Origin of the sequence: Vreelandella stevensii S18214 (genome assembly GCF_000275725.1) — a bacterium.
GTDB classification, from domain to species: domain Bacteria; phylum Pseudomonadota; class Gammaproteobacteria; order Pseudomonadales; family Halomonadaceae; genus Vreelandella; species Vreelandella stevensii.
The window spans coordinates 281,876-302,653 of the sequence record NZ_AJTS01000040.1 but is presented as its reverse complement, the minus strand read 5'-3'; the positions used below and the strand labels follow the sequence as shown (position 1 = coordinate 302,653).

At 63.5% G+C, this 20,778-nt stretch carries 20 protein-coding genes; 14 read left to right on the top strand and 6 right to left on the bottom strand.

Annotated features, from left to right (window positions below):
* Positions 1-285 precede the first annotated feature (285 nt).
* The 4 genes from gmk to ridA all read left to right on the top strand — a co-directional run bounded on the left by gmk (position 286) and on the right by ridA (position 3,910).
* Positions 286-918 carry a guanylate kinase gene (gene gmk, locus HSS18214_RS0111800; protein WP_016915503.1) on the top strand — a complete coding sequence of 211 codons (633 nt, stop codon included), beginning with the start codon at positions 286-288 and terminating at the stop codon, positions 916-918.
* 87 nt (positions 919-1,005) lie between these two features.
* The gene (gene rpoZ / locus HSS18214_RS0111795; protein WP_016915502.1) at positions 1,006-1,266 is read left to right on the top strand and encodes a DNA-directed RNA polymerase subunit omega; all 261 of its coding nucleotides are present in this window, start codon (positions 1,006-1,008) and stop codon (positions 1,264-1,266) included.
* A 26-nt stretch (positions 1,267-1,292) separates the two neighbouring features.
* Positions 1,293-3,425, top strand: coding sequence for a RelA/SpoT family protein (locus HSS18214_RS0111790; RefSeq protein ID WP_016915501.1), 2,133 nt, complete (start codon positions 1,293-1,295; stop codon positions 3,423-3,425).
* A 95-nt stretch (positions 3,426-3,520) separates the two neighbouring features.
* On the top strand, positions 3,521-3,910 hold the full coding sequence (gene ridA, locus HSS18214_RS0111785; protein ID WP_016915500.1) for a deaminase RidA: 390 nt from the start codon (positions 3,521-3,523) through the stop codon (positions 3,908-3,910).
* Between the two features lie 79 nt (positions 3,911-3,989).
* Here the strand turns inward: ridA and HSS18214_RS0111780 are convergent, their stop codons facing one another.
* The gene (locus HSS18214_RS0111780; protein ID WP_026001903.1) at positions 3,990-4,871 is read right to left on the bottom strand and encodes an SDR family oxidoreductase; all 882 of its coding nucleotides are present in this window, start codon (positions 4,869-4,871) and stop codon (positions 3,990-3,992) included.
* A 150-nt stretch (positions 4,872-5,021) separates the two neighbouring features.
* On the opposite strand from HSS18214_RS0111780, the gene HSS18214_RS0111775 reads away from it, so the two are divergent.
* Together HSS18214_RS0111775 and recG are read left to right on the top strand one after the other, a co-directional pair.
* The gene (locus HSS18214_RS0111775) at positions 5,022-5,951 is read left to right on the top strand and encodes a hydrogen peroxide-inducible genes activator (protein WP_016915498.1); all 930 of its coding nucleotides are present in this window, start codon (positions 5,022-5,024) and stop codon (positions 5,949-5,951) included.
* On the top strand, positions 5,948-8,026 hold the full coding sequence (gene recG, locus HSS18214_RS0111770) for an ATP-dependent DNA helicase RecG (protein WP_016915497.1): 2,079 nt from the start codon (positions 5,948-5,950) through the stop codon (positions 8,024-8,026). Before HSS18214_RS0111775 ends, recG begins: the two co-directional genes overlap by 4 nt.
* 44 nt (positions 8,027-8,070) lie before the next feature.
* Here the strand turns inward: recG and yccS are convergent, their stop codons facing one another.
* Positions 8,071-10,278 carry a YccS family putative transporter gene (gene yccS, locus HSS18214_RS0111765; RefSeq protein ID WP_016915496.1) on the bottom strand — a complete coding sequence of 736 codons (2,208 nt, stop codon included), beginning with the start codon at positions 10,276-10,278 and terminating at the stop codon, positions 8,071-8,073.
* A 238-nt stretch (positions 10,279-10,516) separates the two neighbouring features.
* Here yccS and HSS18214_RS0111760 point away from each other — a divergent pair, with 238 nt between their 5' ends.
* The 5 genes from HSS18214_RS0111760 (at position 10,517) to HSS18214_RS0111740 (ending at position 15,534) form a co-directional block, all read left to right on the top strand.
* Positions 10,517-11,332 (top strand): DUF3100 domain-containing protein, encoded by an 816-nt coding sequence (locus HSS18214_RS0111760; RefSeq protein WP_016915495.1) that lies wholly within the window; start codon positions 10,517-10,519, stop codon positions 11,330-11,332.
* A complete protein-coding gene (locus HSS18214_RS0111755) occupies positions 11,322-11,816 on the top strand; it encodes a hypothetical protein (RefSeq protein WP_016915494.1) in 495 nt (164 codons plus the stop codon). Before HSS18214_RS0111760 ends, HSS18214_RS0111755 begins: the two co-directional genes overlap by 11 nt.
* Positions 11,817-11,826: 10 nt before the next feature.
* Complete coding sequence (locus HSS18214_RS0111750; protein WP_016915493.1) at positions 11,827-12,984, top strand: M20 aminoacylase family protein; 1,158 nt, start codon at positions 11,827-11,829, stop codon at positions 12,982-12,984.
* A 97-nt stretch (positions 12,985-13,081) separates the two neighbouring features.
* Positions 13,082-13,987 (top strand): NAD(P)-dependent oxidoreductase, encoded by a 906-nt coding sequence (locus HSS18214_RS0111745; protein WP_016915492.1) that lies wholly within the window; start codon positions 13,082-13,084, stop codon positions 13,985-13,987.
* A complete protein-coding gene (locus tag HSS18214_RS0111740; protein WP_016915491.1) occupies positions 13,984-15,534 on the top strand; it encodes an aldehyde dehydrogenase family protein in 1,551 nt (516 codons plus the stop codon). The genes HSS18214_RS0111745 and HSS18214_RS0111740 overlap by 4 nt, the downstream gene beginning before the upstream one ends.
* Here HSS18214_RS0111740 and HSS18214_RS0111735 read toward each other — a convergent pair.
* From HSS18214_RS0111735 to HSS18214_RS0111720, 4 genes are all read right to left on the bottom strand, one after another.
* On the bottom strand, positions 15,513-16,451 hold the full coding sequence (locus HSS18214_RS0111735; protein WP_016915490.1) for a LysR family transcriptional regulator: 939 nt from the start codon (positions 16,449-16,451) through the stop codon (positions 15,513-15,515). The two genes, HSS18214_RS0111740 and HSS18214_RS0111735, sit on opposite strands and share 22 nt — an antisense overlap.
* Before the next feature lie 46 nt (positions 16,452-16,497).
* A complete protein-coding gene (locus HSS18214_RS0111730) occupies positions 16,498-16,854 on the bottom strand; it encodes a hypothetical protein (RefSeq protein ID WP_016915489.1) in 357 nt (118 codons plus the stop codon).
* Positions 16,854-17,126 (bottom strand): HU family DNA-binding protein, encoded by a 273-nt coding sequence (locus HSS18214_RS0111725; RefSeq protein WP_016915488.1) that lies wholly within the window; start codon positions 17,124-17,126, stop codon positions 16,854-16,856. The genes HSS18214_RS0111730 and HSS18214_RS0111725 overlap by 1 nt, the downstream gene beginning before the upstream one ends.
* Positions 17,127-17,218: 92 nt before the next feature.
* On the bottom strand, positions 17,219-18,403 hold the full coding sequence (locus HSS18214_RS0111720) for an NAD(P)/FAD-dependent oxidoreductase (protein ID WP_016915487.1): 1,185 nt from the start codon (positions 18,401-18,403) through the stop codon (positions 17,219-17,221).
* Between the two features lie 87 nt (positions 18,404-18,490).
* Between HSS18214_RS0111720 and HSS18214_RS0111715 the strand changes: the two genes are divergently transcribed.
* The 3 genes from HSS18214_RS0111715 (at position 18,491) to phoB (ending at position 20,777) form a co-directional block, all read left to right on the top strand.
* Entirely contained in the window at positions 18,491-19,063 is a 573-nt protein-coding gene (locus HSS18214_RS0111715) for a chorismate--pyruvate lyase family protein (protein ID WP_016915486.1), read from the top strand.
* Between the two features lie 37 nt (positions 19,064-19,100).
* Positions 19,101-19,991, top strand: a complete 891-nt coding sequence (gene ubiA / locus HSS18214_RS0111710; protein WP_026001901.1) for a 4-hydroxybenzoate octaprenyltransferase — start codon at positions 19,101-19,103, stop codon at positions 19,989-19,991.
* A 96-nt stretch (positions 19,992-20,087) separates the two neighbouring features.
* Positions 20,088-20,777 carry a phosphate regulon transcriptional regulator PhoB gene (gene phoB / locus HSS18214_RS0111705; RefSeq protein ID WP_016915484.1) on the top strand — a complete coding sequence of 230 codons (690 nt, stop codon included), beginning with the start codon at positions 20,088-20,090 and terminating at the stop codon, positions 20,775-20,777.
* Position 20,778: the final 1 nt, after the last annotated feature.

Sequence of the window (20,778 nt, the reverse complement as noted above, 5' to 3'; positions counted from 1 at the left end):
CTCACGGTCGTCGTTGAGGCGCTTGAGCTTGAGTTGGGTGACCGGCGTGACCGGGTCGTCCACGTGCAGCGGTGCCCAGGGCGCCCAGTGACGCGGGATGACGATGACATCCTTGTAGATGGCAACGCCAACCCCGACCAGCAGGAGCAGGAAGAAGAGTGCGCGCATGGTGACCTCCGTGTGGTGTTCTTGAACCCCTACAGTCCCTGCCAGGGGTATGCGATACTGCGCTATTGGCGTAGGCCGTCATCCACGCCCATTTCTGATCAACAAGGGAAGCGCTGCATGTCCCAGGGTACGCTTTATATCGTTTCTGCCCCCTCTGGGGCGGGTAAAACCAGCCTGGTTCGCGAGCTGATAGAGAGCCTGGATGGCATTCAGGTATCGGTGTCTCACACCACCCGCGCCAAACGTGAAGGCGAGGTGGACGGCGTGAACTACCATTTCACGCAGATTCCCGAGTTCGAAGCCATGATTGCCCGCGGCGACTTCTTTGAGTATGCCAAAGTCTTCGACAATTACTACGGTACGTCACGTCAGGCCGTGCAGACGCGGCTGGATGCCGGGCAGGACGTGATTCTGGAAATCGACTGGCAGGGCGCGCGCCAGGTTCGCGAACAGATGCCCTCCGCCGTGTCGATCTTCATTCTGCCGCCATCGCGCAGTGAGCTGGAGCGCCGCCTGTCGAGCCGGGGTACCGACGAGCACGCGGTGATCGCTCGGCGCATGCGTGATGCCGTCAGTGAGATGTCCCATTACGATGAATACGACTACCTGGTGATCAACGATGACTTCACCACGGCGTTGCAGGAACTGCAGTCGCTGGTGATCAGCCACCGCTTGACCCTGGCCACCATGCAGCAGCGTCACGCCCCCCTGCTGTCTGCGCTCTTGTCACAGGCGCCTAGCGTCGAGTAATCTAGCAGGTCGTATGACTACTTTTTTCGCTGGGTCGGCGGCGTTTTCAGCTCTGCCGGCCCGGCGTCGTTATTACAGGATGGCTCCATGGCTCGCGTAACCGTCGAAGATTGTCTCGAAAACGTAGAAAACCGCTTCAAACTGGTGATGATTTCTACCCAGCGTGCCCGTCAGCTGGCGCGTGGCTCCCGTGATGCCCAACTGCCCTGGGAAAACGACAAGCCGACCGTCATGGCGCTGCGTGAGATCGCCGCAGGCCTGGTCGACCATACGGTTCTGGATGAGCCGGTCGAAGCGCCGGTGCGGGCGCGTCCTGCCATGACGCCCAGCGCTCAAATCGACGACTAAGCTAGCACCGATCAGGGGCGCGGTACATGTTCACCATTGATGACCTGGCCGACCGACTCGGCGGCTACTTACCCCCGGACGAGATCCAGCAGGTCAAGCGCGCCTTCTATTACGCCGAGCAGGCCCACGACGGCCAGCGCCGTCGCTCGGGCGAGCCCTACGTGACCCACCCGCTGGCGGTGGCCAACATTCTCGCCAACATGCACATGGACCATCAAAGCCTGATGGCCGCCATGCTGCACGATGTCATCGAAGACACTGGCGTCTCCAAGAAAGCCCTGGCCGCCCAGTTTGGCAAGCCGGTGGCCGAGCTGGTGGATGGCGTCTCCAAGCTGACGCAGATCACCTTCGAAGACAAGGCCGTTGCCCAGGCGGAAAATTTCCAGAAGATGGTGCTGGCGATGTCGCGGGACATCCGCGTCATCATCGTCAAGCTGGCCGACCGGCTGCACAACATGCGCACTCTGGGGGCCCTGCGGCCCGACAAGAAGCGCCGCATTGCCCGGGAAACCCTGGAAATCTACGCCCGTATCGCGGGGCGGCTAGGGATCAACACCATTCGTGTGGAGCTGGAAGATCTCTCGTTCCAGGCGATCCACCCCATGCGGGCTGAGCGCATCAAGCGTGCGGTGGCCAGCGCTAGAGGCAACCGCCGCAGCGCCATGCGTGAAATCCAGGCCTCGCTACAGCAGAGCCTGGACGACGAAGCGCTGCAGGGCACGGTGATTGGCCGCCAGAAGCATCTGCTGTCGATCTACAAGAAGATGCGCGACCAGCGCAAGCCGTTTGCCGAGATCATGGACGTCTTCGGGTTCCGTATCATTACCGAAGACGTGGCCAGCTGTTACCGGATTCTGGGCGTGGTGCACAACCTCTACAAGCCGGTACCCGGGCGCTTCAAGGACTATATCGCGATTCCCAAGGCCAACGGCTACCAGAGCCTGCACACGACGCTGTTCGGCCAGCGTGGCATGCCCATCGAAGTGCAGATCCGCACCCGCGAAATGGAAGCCATGGCCAACAACGGCATCGCTGCCCACTGGCTGTACAAGGCTGGCCAGACCGCGCATCCGATTGCCGAAGGCAGCCACGCCCGCGCCCGCGCCTGGGTGAAGGGGCTGCTGGAGATGCAGCGCCACGCGGGGGACTCGCTGGAGTTCATCGAGCACGTCAAGAACGACCTGTTCCCGGATGATATCTACGTGTTCACGCCCAAAGGCGACATCATGGAGCTCCCCCAGGGGGCCACGGTGATCGATTTTGCCTATAGCGTGCACACCGATATCGGCAACAACTGCATTGCTTGCCGAATCGACCGCCATCTGGCACCGCTCTCGACACGGCTGGAAAGCGGCCAGACGCTGGAAATCATCACCGCGCCGGGCGCGCGCCCCAACCTGGCGTGGCTGAATTTCGTTACCACCGCCAAGGCGCGCTCGGCCATCCGTCACGCGCTCAAGCACCAGCAGCAGGCAGAAGCCATCATGCTGGGGCGCCGTTTGCTCAACAAGGCCCTGGCCCCCTTCGAGACCAGCCTGGAAGAGCTGGACGAGAGCGTGTTCGAACAGGCGCTGAAAGAGCTGGATGCCAGCTCCATGGATGCGCTGCTGGAGTCGATGGGGCTGGGCAATCGTATGGCCCACGTGGTGGCTCGGCGGCTGGTGGACGTGGCCCACGGCGAGAGCTTCGACAAGACGCTGGCCGACAACAGCGACAAGGCAGTGGTCATCAGCGGCGGCGAAGGCATGGTGATCAACTTTGCGCGCTGCTGCCACCCGCTGCCGGGCGACCCGGTGGTGGGGCACCTCTCTGTGGGCAAGGGGTTGGTGGTGCACCGCAGTGAGTGCAAGAACCTCTCCGAGCGCAAGAACGACCCAGAAAAGCTGTTTGCTCTGGAGTGGTCGGAAAATATCGACGAAGACTTCCCGGTGGCCCTGCGCATCGAGATCGAAAGCCGCCGTGGCCTGGTCGCCGAGCTGGCCGGGCTGGTGACCGATGCGGACGCCAACATCGAGCGGATCGGCATCGAAGAGCGTGACGCACGGCTCTCGACGGTCAACCTGACCCTGTCGGTGAAAGGGCGAGTCCATCTGGCGCGGATCATCAAGCGGATCCGCAACCTCCCCAACGTCGGCAAGATTACCCGTACGGCCAATTAAAACGACCCGGTACCCGCCGCTGGCCCGTCAGGCTAGCGGCGTCAGCCGTGGCGATCATCATCCATCGATGCATTCTTACAGGAGCAAGAGACATAATGAGCAATAAAGCGGTTATCAACACCGAGAAAGCCCCGGCGGCCATTGGCCCCTATTCACAAGCCATCAAGGCGGGCAACACGGTGTATCTGTCGGGCCAGATTCCCCTCGACCCGGACACCATGGCGCTGGTCTCCGACGACTTCGAAGCCCAGGCGCGTCAAGTGTTTGCCAACCTGCAGGCAGTGTGCGAAGAGGCGGCGGGCTCGCTGAGCGATATCGTCAAGCTCAACCTCTACCTGGTGGACCTGGACAACTTCGCCATCGTCAACAAGGTGATGGAGGAGTTCTTCTCCACGCCGTTCCCGGCCCGTGCGGCGGTGGGCGTGAAGGCGCTGCCCAAGGGCAGCCAGGTAGAAGCCGAAGCGGTCATGGTGATTGGCGACTAACGCCAAGGCCTGGTACGGCACAGCACAGCAAAAAGCGAGCCGTGGGGCTCGCTTTTTGCTAGTGAGTTACGCGATAGCGTCAGGCTTTCTGAAGTTCCAGAAACCCGCCTTCCTTGAGCACCTGCAGATACCCTTCCTTGTAGCTGGGGTAGCGGAAGGTGTAGCCGGTTTCACGAATACGGCGGTTGTCGCAACGCTTGCTGGCCCGTCGGCGCAGGGGGGACTGCATGGTCTCGGTGGACTCCACTTTCAGCTGTTTCGCCAGCCATGCCATCACGTTGTGCATGGTCACCGGCTCGCAGTCGCTGCCCAAGTACAGGTCTGCCAGCGGCGTACCGCTCTCCTGACAGCGAATCAGGTGCGCCAGGATGCCGGTGCAGTCGTCGCGGTGAATCCGGTTGGAGTAGATCACCGGCGTCACGGCGGCAATGCGGCCTTCTGCCACCTGGTGAATCAGGCGGTCACGCCCCGGGCCATAAATACCTGAAAAACGCACCACGGTGCCAGGCAGCGGGTGGTTGAGCAGCGCCTGTTCGGCTTCGCACATCAGGGTGCCGGAGAAGCTGGTGGAGCTGGTGGGGCTCTCTTCGTTGACCACTTCGCCTTCCTGCTGGCCGTAAACGCTGGTGGAAGAGACGAAGAAGATCCGTTTGGGCGGCGTGTCGTGCTGCTCCAGCACGCTCAGCACACGTTTCAGGCCGTCCGGGTAAGCGCTTTGATAGGCACTCTCTTCGAAACGGTCGGCGCTGACGGTGTAAATGACGTAGTCTGCGCTGGGCAAGGCGTTGGCAGGTGCCCCTTCCAGGTCGTTAAGGTCCAGGGCCAGCGGCTCGATGCCCGTGTTGGCCAGTGCATCGGCCTGGCGGCGCACGCCGATCACGCGGTGCCCTTCGTCCAGCAGCTCCTTGCCAAGCGTGACGCCGATATCTCCACAGCCGATAATCAGTACCGTTAGCTTCACCTTGCTCACCCCTCTTGATAAATATTCCCTATTAGATACAAAGTCCCTATGAGATGTGCCATCTTCAATAGGGCTTGTCTGTCCTTTTCCATCTCGCTAATTACGATTACCAGTCACGAGCTGCAACGAGAGGATGCCACTGGCACCACCATGACTTTAACAGAACTACGCTACATCGTAACCCTTGCACAAGAGCGCCATTTTGGCCGTGCCGCTGAACGTTGCCACGTTTCACAGCCCACTCTGTCGGTGGCAGTGAAAAAACTGGAAGACGAACTGGAAGTGGCGCTGTTCGAGCGCTCCAAGTCCACCGTACAGGTAACGCCACTGGGTGAAAAGGTCGTTGCGCAGGCGCAGCGCGTTCTGGAACAGAGTGGGCTGATTTTCGAACTGGCCAAGGCAGGCAAGGACCAGCTGGCCAACCCCCTGCGCATTGGCGCCATCTACACCATTGGGCCCTACCTGTTTCCCCATCTGGTGCCTGCGCTGGCCAACGCTGCGCCACAGATGCCGCTGTACATCGAAGAGGGCATGACCGGTACGCTGCGCGCCAAGCTGCGCAATGGCGAGCTGGACGTGATCATCGTGGCGCTGCCCTTCACCGAAACCGATGTAGTTACCAAGCCGATCTACGATGAGCATTTCGAAGTGCTGATGCCCGCCAGCCATCCGTGGGTAGCGCGTGAAGCCATCCACAAGGAAGACCTGCTGGAAGAGCGCCTGCTGCTGCTGGGGGAAGGCCACTGCTTCCGCGACCAGATTCTGGAAGCCTGCCCGGCCATCACCCAAAAGCTGAACAGCCCCAACAACACCCTGATTGCCGAAGGCGGCTCGTTGGAAACGATTCGCCACATGGTGGCCTCCAGGCTGGGCATTACCGTGTTGCCCCAGTCGGCGCTGGGCACCGACCAGTACGAAAACGCCATGCTGGTCAGCCGTCCCTTCGTGGAGCCTGCGCCTTCGCGCACGGTGGCGATTGCCTGGCGCGCAAGCTTCCCCAGGCCCAAGGCCATCGATGCCTTGGCCCAGGCGATTGGCCAGTGCCAGCAACCGGACCACAAGGCCCATACGGACTCATGAGTGAACTGGCTGCTCCGGTCACGGCGCTCAAGGGCGTAGGCGACGCGCTGGCCATCAAGCTGGCGCGGCTGGGGGTCGAGCGCGTCAGCGACCTGCTGTTTCACCTGCCGCTGCGCTACCAGGACCGTACGCGCCTGACGCCGATAGGCCATCTGCGGGCGGGCCAGGAGGCGGTGGTGGAAGGGGAAGTGACCGCCAGCGACGTGGTCAAGGGGCGGCGGCGCAGCCTGCTGGTGCGGCTGCGCGACGGGAGCGGCATCCTGAGCCTGCGGTTCTTTCACTTCTCTCCGGCTCAGCAGCAACAGCTGCGCCCCGGTGCCACCGTGCGTGCGTTCGGCGAAGCCCGGGCAGGGGCCACGGGGCTGGAAATCTACCACCCGGAGTATCGCCTGAGCGGTAGCAGTGACACCCCGGTGGAGGAGTACTACACGCCCATCTACCCGACCACGGAGGGGCTGCATCAGGCACGTCTGCGGGCCCTGGCCCAGCAGGCGCTGCGCCTGCTGGCGCAAGCCCCTGAAACGCTGCCGGACGTGATCCCCGACACCCTGCGCCAGCGCTTCCAGCTACCGGGGCTGCATGCCAGCCTGCAGCTCTTGCACCAGCCACCACCGGACGTGGATCTGGAGCAGCTTGCCCAGGGGCTTCACCCCGCCACCCGGCGGCTCGCCCTGGAAGAGCTGCTGGCCCACCAGCTCAGCCTGCGGGAAGTGCGCCTGCGCATTCAGGCCGATGGCGCGCCGACGCTGCCCTCCGGGCGTAGCCTGCAAACCCGCTTTCTGGCGCAGCTGCCGTTTGCCCTCACCGGTGCCCAGCGCCGCGTGCTGGAGGAGATCGCCCTCGACCTGGCAGGCCCAGCGCCCATGCTGCGGCTGGTACAGGGGGATGTGGGGTCGGGCAAGACGGTGGTGGCGGCCATGGCCGCGCTCTCGGCGCTGGCGGGCAACTGCCAGGCGGCCATGATGGCGCCCACGGAAATTCTCGCCGAGCAGCACTATCGTTCGTTCAAGGCATGGTTCGAGCCACTGGGTATCGATGTCGCCTGGCTGGCGGGCAAACTGAAAGGCAAGGCGCGGCTGGATGCCAAGGCCGCCATCGCCGATGGCCGAGCGCGGATGGTGGTGGGCACCCACGCGCTGTTTCAGGACGATGTGCATTTCCAATGCCTAGGGCTGGCGATCATCGACGAACAGCACCGCTTTGGTGTGCACCAGCGCCTCGCCCTGCGTGAAAAGGGGGAGGCCGGTGGGCTGACGCCTCACCAGCTGATCATGACCGCCACGCCGATTCCCCGCACCCTGGCCATGAGCGCCTACGCCGACCTGGACGTGTCGGTGATCGACGAGCTGCCGCCGGGGCGCACGCCGGTGAAGACCGTGGTGGTGTCGGACGAGCGCCGCCCGGAAGTGGTCGAGCGTATCCGCAATGCCTGCCGTGATGGCCGCCAGGCCTATTGGGTCTGCACGCTGATCGAAGAGTCCGAAGTGCTCCAGTGCCAGGCGGCGGAAGTCACGCGGGACGAGCTCACCCAGGCGCTGCCGGAGCTGGCCATTGGGCTGATACATGGGCGCATGAAGGCCGCCGAAAAAGCCGAAGTGATGGAGGCCTTCAAGACCGGCGAGCTGGACCTTTTGGTCGCCACCACGGTGATCGAGGTCGGCGTGGATGTCCCGAATGCCAGCCTGATGATCATCGAAAACCCGGAGCGCCTGGGGCTTTCCCAGCTTCACCAGCTGCGCGGCCGAGTAGGGCGCGGCAGCACAGAAAGTTTTTGCGTGCTGCTTTACCACGCGCCGCTGTCCAAAAGCTCCCGAGAGCGGCTCAGCGTGATGCGCGAAACCACCGACGGCTTCCGCATTGCCGAAAAAGACCTGGAAATTCGCGGCCCCGGCGAAGTGCTCGGCACCCGCCAGACCGGCCTCGCCCAGATGAAAATCGCCGACCTGGAGCGCGATGCCGACCAGCTGGAGCGGGTCACCGCCCTGGCCCAGGCGCTCCAGGGCAACGCCGAAGTCACCGCGGTACTGGTGCGCCGCTGGCTGGGCGAAGCCGCCGGGCGCTACGGGCAGGTGTGAAGGCCGGTGTGAGGCTGCAGGTGTAAGAGGCCGGTGTGCGAGAGTTAGCGTAGCGCTCCAGCCGCGTCGGCTTGAAGGCTGCCGGGCGCCACCAGTCGCCCAGCCGCCTCGCTGAGCGGCCCCAGTTGCTCGGCGATCAGGCGCAGCTGGCTCTGGATGGGGCGGTAGTGGGTCATGGTCTTCTCATCCAGCGTATTGCTCTGCTCTTCCAGCAGGGCCAGCAGCTCCTGGGCCTGGGCGGCCAGCGGCTCCACCGGCAGGCGTCTGTCCAGCTGTGTGGCCAGCTGTTCCAGCAGGGCGCTGATGCGTTTGGCCAGCGGCACCAGGGTGGCGTCGTCTTCGTCGTCGGCCAGCCGATGACGGTGCGCACCTAACGCCGAAAGGTGGCTGAGCAGCGTGTTGGAGAGCACCAGGAAGCGCAGGCCGTTGTCGGCGTCCTGTTTGCGGTAGTGGCCTGGCTCGTGAAGCATATTGGTCAGCAGGGTCGAGAGCGCCGCATCGGCGTTGTGGGCATTCCGCCGGGCCAGGCGGTAGGCCAGGTCGTCCTGCTTGCCCTCTTCGTACTGGTGCACGATCTCGTCCAGGTAGTGACGATGGTTGGTCAGCACCTTGCCCGCCTCACGGTAGAGCCGCCGCCCTTGCCAATCCGGCAGGATAAAGAACACCGCCAGCCCGGCAATCAGCGAGCCAATCAGGGTATCGAACAGCCTGGGCCAGATCAGATCGAAGCCATCCCCCACCTGATTGAAGCTGCACAGCACCAGCAGGGTGATGGAGGCAGTGGCAATCACGTAGTGCTTTTCCCGATTGGCGAAGAAGGATACCCCCGCCACCACGGCGATCATGCTCTGGACCAGCGGTTGGGGAAACAGGCTGATCGACATCCAGCCCGCGGTCAGGCCCAGCACCGTGCCGAGGATACGCTGAGATAAAAAGCGCCGCGTGGTGGCAAAATTCGGGCGGCACACGAACAGCGTGGTCAGCAGTATCCAGAAACCCTGTTTGGGGTCCAGCCACTGCAGCAGCCCATAGCCCACTAGCAGGGCGGTGGTCAGGCGTACCGCATGGCGAAAGGTGGGCGAGCCCAGCGTGAAATTGAGCCGCACGCGCTTCCAGGCTTCCAGCAGGCTGGAGGGCGAGCGGTCGTAGAGGGCGCTATCGCGGCGCTCTTCGTTGGCGGCAGGGTTATGGGCGCTGGCAATCTGGGTTTCCAGGGTGGTGAGGTTGTCGGCCAGGGCGGTCAGCGGGCGAATCAGGGGCCGCCACTCGGGCTTGCCGCGTTCGCGGAGGTTCTCGATGGAGGCGCGCAGATCGGCTAGCGCCTGCTCGCTCTGCTCGTGACTGAACGGGCGATTGAGCAGCAGCGATTTGGCCAGCTGACGGCAGGCACGGCCCTGCTGGTCTAGCAGGCGCTGGCAGCGAAACAGCACGTCGTGATGGAAAAACGCATCGGTGAGCGCGCTGTAAGGGTAGTGGGTGGAGCTGGCCCGCTCGTGGATATCCTGGGCAATGAAGTAGATCTGCAGGTAGCGGTTGAGCTTGCGGCTGCCGCGCTGGCCTTCGAGGCGGCGAAAGATCATCTCCTTGGCCTGGTTCAGGGCATCCACCACCTGGCCGTTCTGGCGGGCCAGCGCCACGCGTCGGGCTTCCACATCGACCCCGCGCACAGGCTCGAAAAGCGCCGATTTCAGGATCAAGAACTCCCCCAGCGCCTTGTACACCCGTGCCATGCTCTGCTTGACCGGCTGACGGGAGAACAGCGCGCACCAGACCACGGAAATTGCCCCGTACCAGGCCGCGCCGCCCAGCAGCAGCAGCTGGCGTGCCGCCACGTCCTCATCCACTCCGCCGTGCTGCTCGATGTTGATCATGGAGTAGATCGACAGAATCAGCGTGCCCGAGGCAATGGTGGCGTAGCGCTGGCCAATGGCGCCCAGCATGATCAGCGTAAAGGTGGAGACTGCCAGCCCCACGGCAAAGAGCCACGGCCAGGGGAATAGCCACTGCACCACGAACGAGGCCGAGGCAAAGCACAGCAGGGTGACCGCCAGGGCTTGTGCCCGCCCTTGCCAGCTGTCGTCGGTTTCCGAGAGCGCGCAGGCGATGATGCCGAGAAACAGCGGGATCACCAGGGCCACGTCGCCCATTAGCCCGCTCAACAGCAAAGCGCCGCTGAAGGCGATGAAGACCCTCAGGCTGTAGGCGAACTTATCCAGCGTCCAGAGGCGGCGTAGGGGCAGTGAAATGGGCATAGATTTTCTAAGCGGACCTCGAAAGTGTGGTGTTGTTAAGTTGTTAGACTTTAGTCGTGCTTGAGTATAGAGCCAACTCGGCGCCGCTGTCGCTATCTGGCGCAGGCCAACGAATGCTGTGCGTTGGCCAAGCGTTTATTCGCTTGGGTGTTCTAAAAAGTAGCGCACAAAATCGCTATGATTGGAACAGTAACCTTTCGATACTCGGAGTGACTCTAAAAAAAACAGGACCACTCCCATGGATCTCAAACTGCTGCTGGACTGGCGTCTGCACCTCACGGTGATCGTGACGTCGATGTTGTCGGAATGGATAGGCATCTTACGCATGCCGCTAGGGCCAGGAACGCTGCTGCTACTCCCTCTGCTTTACGCCTTCGTGATCGGCGTGCTGCTCAATCCGCATCTGTTTTCGGCGATGGGCAAGGTCATTCCCAAGCCGGTCAGCCATGCGGCCGGGCCCATCATCCTGATCGCTATTCTGCCGTTCATCGCCAAATTTGGCTCTACCATTGGTCCTGCCATCGAGCAGATCATCGCCGCCGGGCCTGCGCTGATCCTTCAGGAGCTGGGCAACCTGGGCACCATGCTGCTGGCGCTGCCGTTTGCGGTGCTGGTGCTGAAGATGGGCCGTGAAGCGGTCGGTGCCACCTATTCGATTGCCCGTGAGCCCAATATTGCCATCATTTCGGATCGTTATGGCCTGCGCAGCCCGGAAGGGATCGGCATCATGGGCGTCTACGTGGTGGGCACCATGTTTGGCACGCTCTACTTCGCGCTGATGGCGGGCTATATCGCTTCGCTGGACATTCTGGATGTTCGCGCGCTTGCCATGGCCTGTGGGGTGGGTAGCGGCAGCATGGTCGCGGCGTGTTCGGCCGCCCTCGCCGAAGCAGTGCCGGCCTCTCGGGATGAGCTGCTGGCCTTTGCCGGGGCCAGTAACCTGCTGACCTATGCCACCGGGCTGTATATCTCCCTGTTTATCGCGCTGCCCGTCACCGAGTGGATGTACAAGCGCCTGACCGGTAACCGCCAGGAGACGCAACATGAAGGCTAATGACATGACCACAGAATCTCTGGACAAGGGCGCGCTGGAAGAGCTGCGCCCGGAAAACCAGCTGGGCAAGACCGCCCTGGTGCTGGCAGCGGTCTGCGTGGCGGCCTGGTTCAGCAATACCGTCAACGGTGCGCCGCTGCTGGAAGCGCTGCCGGGTATGCTGATTCTTTACGGGCTGGTGATTATTGGGCTGGTGATTGGTCGCCTGTGCCCTTTCTACTTGCCCAGCGTGGCCTGGGTATCCCTGGTGAGCATTCTGGTCACGTTACCCTCGTTTCCGGGGAGCGCCTGGATCGTATCGCAATTGGCGGCGGTGAATTTCCTGGCGGTCGTGACGCCGGTATTGGCCTACGCCGGGCTGGCGCTGACCGGCCGTGAGTTTGCCATGTTCCGCCAGACTGGCTGGAAGCTGGTCATCGTGGCGCTGCTGGTGTTCACCGGCACGTTCATCGGCTCCGCCGTCGTCGCGCACATCATGCTTTAAGGAGTGAACCATGGCTGCGTCAGTGACCATACCCGACAGCGCTGAACTCGCCGCCTGGCGGCAGGATTTCCACCAGCACCCCGAAACCGCCTTCGAGGAGCACCGTACCAGTGCGCGTATCGCGTCGCTGCTCACCCAGTGGGGCTTCGATGTCACCACGGGCTTGGCGGGCACGGGCGTGGTGGCCACCCTGGATGGCCAGCAGGGGGAAGGCAAGACCATCGGCCTGCGGGCCGATATCGACGCCCTGGACATCCGTGAAGAGACCGGGCTGGCCTACGCCTCGCAGACGCCGGGCAAGATGCACGCCTGCGGACACGATGGCCATACCACGATGTTGCTGGGAGCGGCCTGGGCGCTGAAGCAGCAGCCCGATTTCAAGGGGCGGGTGGTATTCATCTTCCAACCCGCCGAAGAGAACGAAGGCGGTGGCCGTGCCATGGTGGAGGACGGCCTGTTCGAACGCTTCCCCATGGACGCCGTGTACGGGCTGCACAACTGGCCCGGGCTGCCGGTGGGGGTCGCTGCGGTGCACGATACCGACGTCATGGCCGCGTTCGACATCTTCAGCCTGACGCTGACCGGTAAAGGCTGCCATGCGGCGATGCCCCACCTGGGCACCGATACGGTGCTGGCGAGCTGCCAGCTGATCAGCCAGCTGCAAGGGCTGGTGAGCCGTGAAACGCCGCCGGACAAGTCGGCGGTGCTGAGCATCACCAGCATCAATGCCGGAGACACGTTCAACGTGATTCCCGAGCAGGTGGCGCTGCGCGGCACGCTGCGCTGCTTCGACATGGCGCTGAAAGAGCGTCTGGAAGCACGTTTCAAGCAGGCCATTGCCAGCCTGGCCGAGTACCATGGCTTGACGGTGGAGCTGGATTACCAGCGCTGCTACCCCGCCACGATCAATACCCCAGCGCATGCCCAGCACTGCGCCACGGTGCTGGAGGGGCTGCTTGGCCAGGACAAGGTACTGCGCAACCCACCGCCCAGCATGGCCTCCGAGGATTTCTCGTTCCTGCTGGCCGAGTGCCCAGGTGCGTATATCTGGATGGGCAACGGCGAAGATTCGCCGTCGCTGCACAACCCCCACTACGACTTCAACGATGCGCTGTTACCGCTCGGAACGCGCTACTGGGTAGCGCTGGTCAACGCACTGCTCGTCTGAAAATGACGTAATACATCCATTCGCTCTCTGATGCCCACTGGGTAGGGGAGCGTTTACCCCGCATTCAGCGTTTCATGGCATGCCAAGGAGTTTGATGATGTCGCAAACCGAACACGCTTTATCGATTACCGTGATAGGCCTGGGCCAGATGGGCGGCAATATGGCGCTGACCTTGCAGGCCGCCGGCTTCGAGGTCACGGGCAGTGACCTGTTTGAGGCCGCGCGGGAAAGGCTCGCAGGCTTGGGCCTGGCCGTGGTGGCACCGGATGCCCTGCCTGCCAGCGATGTCTACCTGCTCTCGCTGCCTACTTCTGCCCACGTGCGCGAGGTGATCGAAACCTCTCCTGGCCTGCTCGCCCTGGCCCCCAAGGGCAGTGTGATCGTCGATACCTCCACCAGTGACCCCGCCGTCAGCCGCGAGCTGGCCGAAAAAGTTACCGCAGCGGGCCTTCACTGGCTGGATGCCCCGGTCAGCGGCGGCCCCAAGGGCGCCGCCAACGGCACGCTGGGCATGCTGCTGGGCGGCGATGATGCCACCCTGGAGCGAGTGATGCCGATGCTGGAAGCCATGTCGGCCAAGCGCACCCATGTGGGCGGCCCGGGCAGCGGCCACGTGGTGAAGCTCGCCAACAACTACCTGTGTGCGGCGCACCTGCTCACGACCGCCGAAGCCGTCGCCATGGCCGCCAAGGCAGGCGTCGAGCCTGCCGCCTGCCTGGCGGGTATCAACAGTGGCTCGGGGCGCAGCGCCATCAGCGAGGTGAACTTCCCCGAGTGGGTGCTGAGCGAACGCTTCGATTCGGGCTTTACTACCGGCTTGATGCGCAAGGACCTGCGCCTGGCGCGGGACGCCGCTGAGCAGTTGGGTATTCCCCTTGCCTTGCTGCAGGCGGTGGTGAATGCCTGGCACGCAAGCCCGGAGCAGCCCGCCGATAGCGACGACTTCAACCATATCACCACGCCGATTCTTGCCTGTGCCCGCCAAACGGAGAGCCACTCATGAGCCCACTCAGCCAACATGCCAGCGACCAGCTTGCCGCACTCCTGAACGGCTTTGGGTTAGCGGCAAAAACGCCGTTGAGCAACTGGATCGATGGTGATCTGGTGGCCGGAGAAGGCGAAGAGATCACGCTGATCAACCCGGCGACGGGGGAGGCGCTGGTCAGCTACCGCGATGCGGGTGCGGCGCTCATCGAGCGCGCCACGCAAGCCGCGCAGCGGGGCCAGCGCGAGTGGATGGCGTTGACGGCCAGCGAGCGCGGGCGGCGGATGAACGCGGCAATACGGGGCCTGGAAGGCCATGAAGAGGCGCTGGCACAGCTGGAAAGCGTGGTGGCGGGGAAACCGATTCGCGATTGCCGGGCCGAAGTGGGCAAAGTACGCGAGATGTTCGAATACTACGCTGGCTGGTGCGACAAGCAGCACGGCGAAGTGATTCCGGTACCCACCACGCATCTTAACTACGTGCGCCACGTGCCTTATGGGGTGGTGGGGCAGATCACGCCCTGGAACGCGCCGATGTTCACCTGTGCCTGGCAGCTGGCACCGGCCATGGCGGCGGGCAATGGGGTGGTGCTGAAACCTTCCGAGCTGACCCCTTTCACCTCGGTGGTGATTGCCCAGCGGCTGGAAAGCGGCGGCCTGCCCAAAGGGCTGATCAACATCGTCAACGGGCTGGGCAGAACCACCGGTGCGGCGCTGACCGACCATCCCGCCATCAGCAAGCTGGTGTTTGTCGGCTCGCCCCAGAGTGGTCGCCTGATCGCCGAGGCGGGGGCACGGCGCCTGGTGCCCAGCGTGCTGGAGCTGGGCGGCAAATCCGCCAATATCGTGTTCGCTGACGCCAAGCTCGATGAAGCGGTGGCTGGCGCCCAGGCGGCCATCTTTGCGGCGGCGGGCCAAAGCTGTGTGGCGGGCTCGCGGCTGCTGATCGAGCGCTCAGTCTTCCAGGAGGTCACCACCCGCCTGGCCCGAGCGGCGGAGCAGATTCACGTGGGCCTGCCCAGCGATGAAGCCACCCGCATGGGGCCGCTGCAGAATCGCCGTCAATTCGAGCAGGTGACGCGCATGATCGAGGCCGCTGAAGCGGAAGGGGCAAGCGTGCTGACGGGGGGCAAACGCCCGGAAGGCTTGCCTGATGACGCCCAGGGCTACTTTATCGCGCCCACGGTGCTGGTGGATGTCACCCCCGACATGGAGATTGCCCAGCAGGAGGTGTTTGGCCCGGTATTGATCGCCATGGCATTCGATGACGAGGCCCAGGCCGTTCGGCTTGCCAACGACACCCGGTTTGGGTTGGCCGGTGCCGTGTGGAGCCAGGACGTGGCCCGAGCGCATCGCGTGGCGGGGCAGCTGCGGGCGGGCACGGTATGGATCAATAGCTACAAGGCGATCAGCGTGATGTCGCCGTTCGGGGGCTTTGGCGACAGCGGCTTTGGCCGCTCCAGCGGTCTGGACGGCCTGCGCGAGTACACGGTGCCGCAAAGCGTCTGGGTGGAAACCGCACCGGAGGCCAGCGTGGCGTTTGGCTACGGCAGCGGTGTCGGCTGATTCGACGCCGGGTCCCGAAAGGCCTGCATCCAGCGCTGCAGGTGGCGCAGCAGCAGGATGCTGGCCTTGGGCTGCTGGCGGCCCACCCGGGTGACCATGTGAGCCTGGGAGCGCTGAAATAGCGGGTCGTCTACCGGGCGTGCGACAAGGCTGCCGATGTCCAGGTCGTGGGCGACCGCAAACGCCGGTAGCAGCGTTACCCCCATGCCGCTGCGCACGTATTGCGCCAGTATCACCATCGAGTTGGTGTTCATGGTCATGCGCGGAGCAAGGCGGGCCTGTTGAAACGCCTGGTCGACCATCTGGCGCACGCCATGGGTGGTGTCCCACATGGCCATGGGCTGGGTGCTGAGCTGTGCCAGGGTGAGCGGGTGGGGCTGGTCGGCCAAGGGGTGATGCGGCGCCAGAATGGCCATCAACGGCTGCGGGCTGGAGGCCCAGAAGCGTAGCTGCGGGTGAGTGCGTTCGTGGAACATCAGCCCAATATGGCTTTGATCCTCGACAATCGCATCGATGATGCCGGACGTACCCGCGATATGGATATCCAGTTGAATGCCCGCATAGCGCTGGGTGAATTCATGCAGGGGAGAAGCCACCAGGTCGCTGACAAAGCCTTCGCCCACGGTGAGGGAAATCGTTCCGGTTTCCAGCCGCTGGTAGGCTTCGAGGGAGGTGATGAAGCTTTCGTCGAGGGCGCTGCGCCGCTCGCAGTACTCCAGCAGCATCTCGCCGACGGGCGTGGGGCGTATGCCGCCGCGCTGGCGCTCCATGAGGGTTGCCCCTAGCGCTTCTTCCAGCAGGGCAATCTGTCGGCTGACGGCGGAAGGGGCGATGTTGAGCCGGGCGGCGGCTCGGCGCACCGAGCCTGATTCGAGCGTCACGCGAAAGTAGGCCAATCGCTGATGAGGGATATCCATCGCCTGGTGCTACCTCGCGTGACGAAAATGCGCCCAGCGTGCAGGGCTACAAGTATTTGAGCAGCTTTTGCAGCTTGTTCATGTCGGCAGAGTCGCCGACGAGGCGCACGTCGCCCGCCACCATGCCATCCAGGAATGCCTGTTGCGTCGGCTTTCTGAGGATGCGCAGGGCGGCTTGCTGGTCGCGAAAGCGTAGCTCCAGGTCCAGGTCGACGGGCAGGCCTTTACCGGACGTGATGCGTTTGGGGGTCATTCGGTAGTGGCGCGCCGTGCTCAGGTCTTCTGTGGCGATGCCCCAGTCCAGCCCTTGCATGCGCTCCAGCTGCTCACGAAAGCGTGGCTTGCGGCGCAGGGCGCGCTTGAGCATGAAGCTCAACAGCCACAGCGTCAGCGAAAGCTTCATTAGGAAACGGCGTCCTTGAGCGCTTTACCTGGCTTGAACGCCACGTTCTTGCTGGCCGGAATCTGCAGCGGTGCACCGGTCTGCGGGTTCTTGCCGGTACGGGCGGCGCGCTCGCGTACGGTGAAGGTGCCAAAGCCAATCAGGGTAACGTCTTCGCCTTTGGCCACGCTGTTGGTGATTTCGTCCAGAATGACATTCAGGACCTGGCCTGCCTTGTCCTTGGACAGGTCAGCACTCTCGGCGATGGCAGCGGCGAGTTCAGGTTTGCGCATGAAGGAATCTCCCTTGTGAAAAACAAACGTCAATGTTGTTGGTAACCCACCCCGGCGGGGCTTCTTTAGCCTAGTCGTGAAGGCGGCAAAAATCAGCCTAGCAGGGCAGGGACAGCTCTGGAAAGCTCCACTTTCCTTCTCACGCAGCCCCCTGTCAACGCAAAACCAATCAAACGACCGTCTTTATCTTCCGCCAGCGCCGTCAAATCCTGCCCATGACCCTCCACTCGCCAGTGCTGCGGTGTGCCCACTGGCGGGTAGGCAACCACCGGGAGCAGAGGCGTTTTGACGATGATCGGCCAGGCGCCGAAGCTTACCGGGGTAGGCGAGCCGCCCAGCGTGGCCGCCAGCGCTTTGGCGCTGGCTTGCAGCGGCTGAACGTACATGGCGTTCACGCCGTCGATGCAGGCCACGTCGCCCAATGCGTATACGTTATGCTGGTGAGTACGAAGCAGCCGGTCCACCTCGATACCGCGGGCGCTGACCGCGAGTCCGGCGGCCTCGGCCAGCGCCGTGCGGGGCGCAAGGCCCGTGGCCAACAGGATGATGTCCACCGTATGGCGCTCGCCGCCGTCGAGCTGCAGTACCAGGTCGCGGTCGGCATTCATGGATAGGCTGTCCAGCGTGCGCCCAAACGCCAGTTGCATGCCCGCCGTTCGAAAGGTTTCGGCCAGGGCGTGGCCCAGCGGCTCGGGCAGCAGGCGCGGCAGCGGGGTGCACTCTGGTGCCACCAGGGTGACGTGGTGGCCGCCCGCATGGAGGTCGTTGGCGAATTCGCAGCCCACCAGGCCCGCGCCAATGATCGCCACTCGGCTTGGCTGGGCGAGCGCTGCATGCAGTCGGCGGTAGTCGTCCAGGTCGTTGACCGTGAAGCAGCGCCCTTCCAGCGCATCGGGTATCTGGAGCGGCGTGCGCGGGGCCGCGCCAGTGGCGAGCACCAGGTGCTCGTAGCGGAGCAGGGTGCCGTTGCCCAGGCGCAGCATCTGGTGTTCCACCGCCAGTTCGACGACTTGCGTGTGGGCCATGACCTGGGCATTCAGTTCGTCGGCGAGCGCTTCTGCGCTGCGCTGCGCCAGCTTTTCGGGGCTCAACCGCTTGGCGAAGCCCGTGGACAGCAGCGGTTTGCTGTACTCTTCGCCACGGTCGGCGCTGACCAGCGCGATGGTGCGAGAATCCCCCTGGCGGCGCAGCGCTCGCGCCAGGCCAATACCGGCCATGCCAGTGCCGACAATGACCAGCTCGGCATGTGGGGATTCGCTCAAATGTGAATCGGGCATATCGTTATCCGGAGGTAAGGAACAAAAGCCTGCCAAGCCATCATGTTACACTAGCCTTCTTTCCAATTGACTGCTCTGGAGGCTCAGGTGACGCTCGTTGAGTTGCCACGCCCTGCGTTTTCGCTACCCCCCCACTGGCGGCCGGTTGCCGCTGCGCGGCCTGCCATGAGTGCGGCCTGGTGGCAGTGGGTGGCCTCGACCGACTCCCTGACGGCGCGTCTGATGGCGGCCGGAGCGCCGGGCCAGTTTCGTGTACGCCTGCTGCGTCAGACCATTGGCCTGCCGTTCCAGGACGAAGCCATGGCGCTGGGCATCGCACCCCGTCGTCACGCTTGGCTACGTGAGGTGGCGCTGTGCATCGACGGCACCCCCTGGGTGGTGGCGCGATCGGTGGCGCCGCTGGAGCAGCTGCAGGGCAAAGGCCTGGGGGCCTTGGGCGAGTGTTCGCTGGGCAGCTGGTTGTTTCAGCAGCCGGATCTGGTGCGTGGACCGCTACAGGCCACGGCGTCGCTCCCGCGCTTCACGGCGTGGGATACACCCACCAAGGGGCGTAGCCCGTGGGGGCGTCGCTCGGTCTTTCAGCACGCGGGACTGTCGCTGCTGGTTCAGGAGTATTTTTTATCGACCATGGCCGATGCGCTGAGCCTGCCCTCGCGCTAGGCTATCCTGGAGTTTCTTTCACGAGGTAAGCATGCGCATGGACCGTTCTCTGTTGCGGCCAACGGGTTGGGCCCGGCTGGCAGACTTTATTCAGCTGATGCGCCTGGATCGGCCCATTGGTACCTGGCTGCTCATGTGGCCGACGCTCTGGGCGCTGTGGGTGGCTGCAGAAGGGGTGCCGGGCCGCTCCGTGCTGATCATATTCATTGCCGGTGTCTACGTGATGCGGGCTGCGGGCTGCGTGGTGAACGACTATGCCGACCGCCATGTGGATGGCCACGTCAAGCGTACTCGCCAGCGCCCCATGGCCACGGGACGCATCAGCGAAACCGAAGCCCAGCTGCTGTTCGTGGCGCTGGTCGCCGCTGCCTTCATTTTGGTGCTGCTGACCAACTGGTTCACCGTGCTGCTGTCGGTGGGCGGCGTGCTGCTGGCTTTCGTGTATCCGTTCATGAAGCGCTACACCCACTTCCCGCAGGTGGTGCTGGGCGCGGCCTTTTCCTGGGCCATTCCCATGGCGTTTGGCGCGGTATTGGGCCACGTGCCTCTGGAAGCCTGGCTGCTGTTCAGTGCCAACCTGCTGTGGACCGTTGCCTACGATACCCAGTACGCCATGGTCGACCGTGACGACGACCTGAAAATCGGCATCAAGTCGACCGCCGTGCTGTTTGGCCGTGCTGACCGGCTGATCATCGGAGTGCTGCAGGCAAGCGTGCTGGCCCTGCTGAGCTGGGTCGCGCTGCGCGTTGGGCTAGGGGGCTTTTTCTGGCTGGGGTTGCTGGGCATGGCGGCGACGTTCGTGTACCAGCAGTGGCTGATCGCCGGGCGCGATCGTGACCGCTGTTTTCAGGCCTTTCTGAATAACCACTGGTCGGGTCTGCTGGTCTTTGCAGGTATTGCCTTGAGCTGGTGGCCGGTAGCGGGCTAAATTGACTGGGTGTCATGGAACTGTCATCAAGTCATGGTGTTATCGTCACACGCATGTCATTGAACCTTCCTGAATAGAGCACCGTGAGGCCCTGGAATGACCGCCAAGACCGTACTGATCGTCGATGATGAGGCGCCGATCCGCGAAATGATCGCCGTGGCGCTAGAGATGGCTGACTATCGCGTGCTTGAAGCGGACAACGCCCAGGATGCCCACGCCATGGTCGTCGATCACCAGCCCGACCTGTTGCTGCTGGACTGGATGATGCCGGGCACCAGCGGCATTGAGCTGGCCCGTCGGTTGAAGCGCGAAGAAGCCACCGCCGAGCTGCCGATCATCATGCTGACGGCCAAGGGCGAAGAGGACAACAAGATCCAGGGCCTGGAAGCGGGTGCCGACGACTATATCACCAAGCCCTTTTCCCCCCGTGAGCTGGTGGCCCGCCTGAAGGCCGTGCTGCGTCGGGCCACGCCGCGTGGCGTAGAAGACCCCATCGAAATCAATGGTCTGCTGTTGGACCCGGTGAGCCACCGGGTCAGCGCCCATGGCAAGGCGCTGGAAATGGGGCCTACCGAGTATCGTCTGCTGCAGTTTTTCATGACCCATCAGGAGCGCGCCTACACGCGCAGCCAATTGCTGGACCAGGTATGGGGTGGCAATGTCTACGTGGAAGAGCGTACTGTGGACGTGCATATCCGCCGTCTTCGCAAGGCGCTGGGTGAACCCCATCAAAATCTGATTCAAACGGTGCGCGGTACCGGGTACCGGTTCTCTGCGCGAGTGTAAG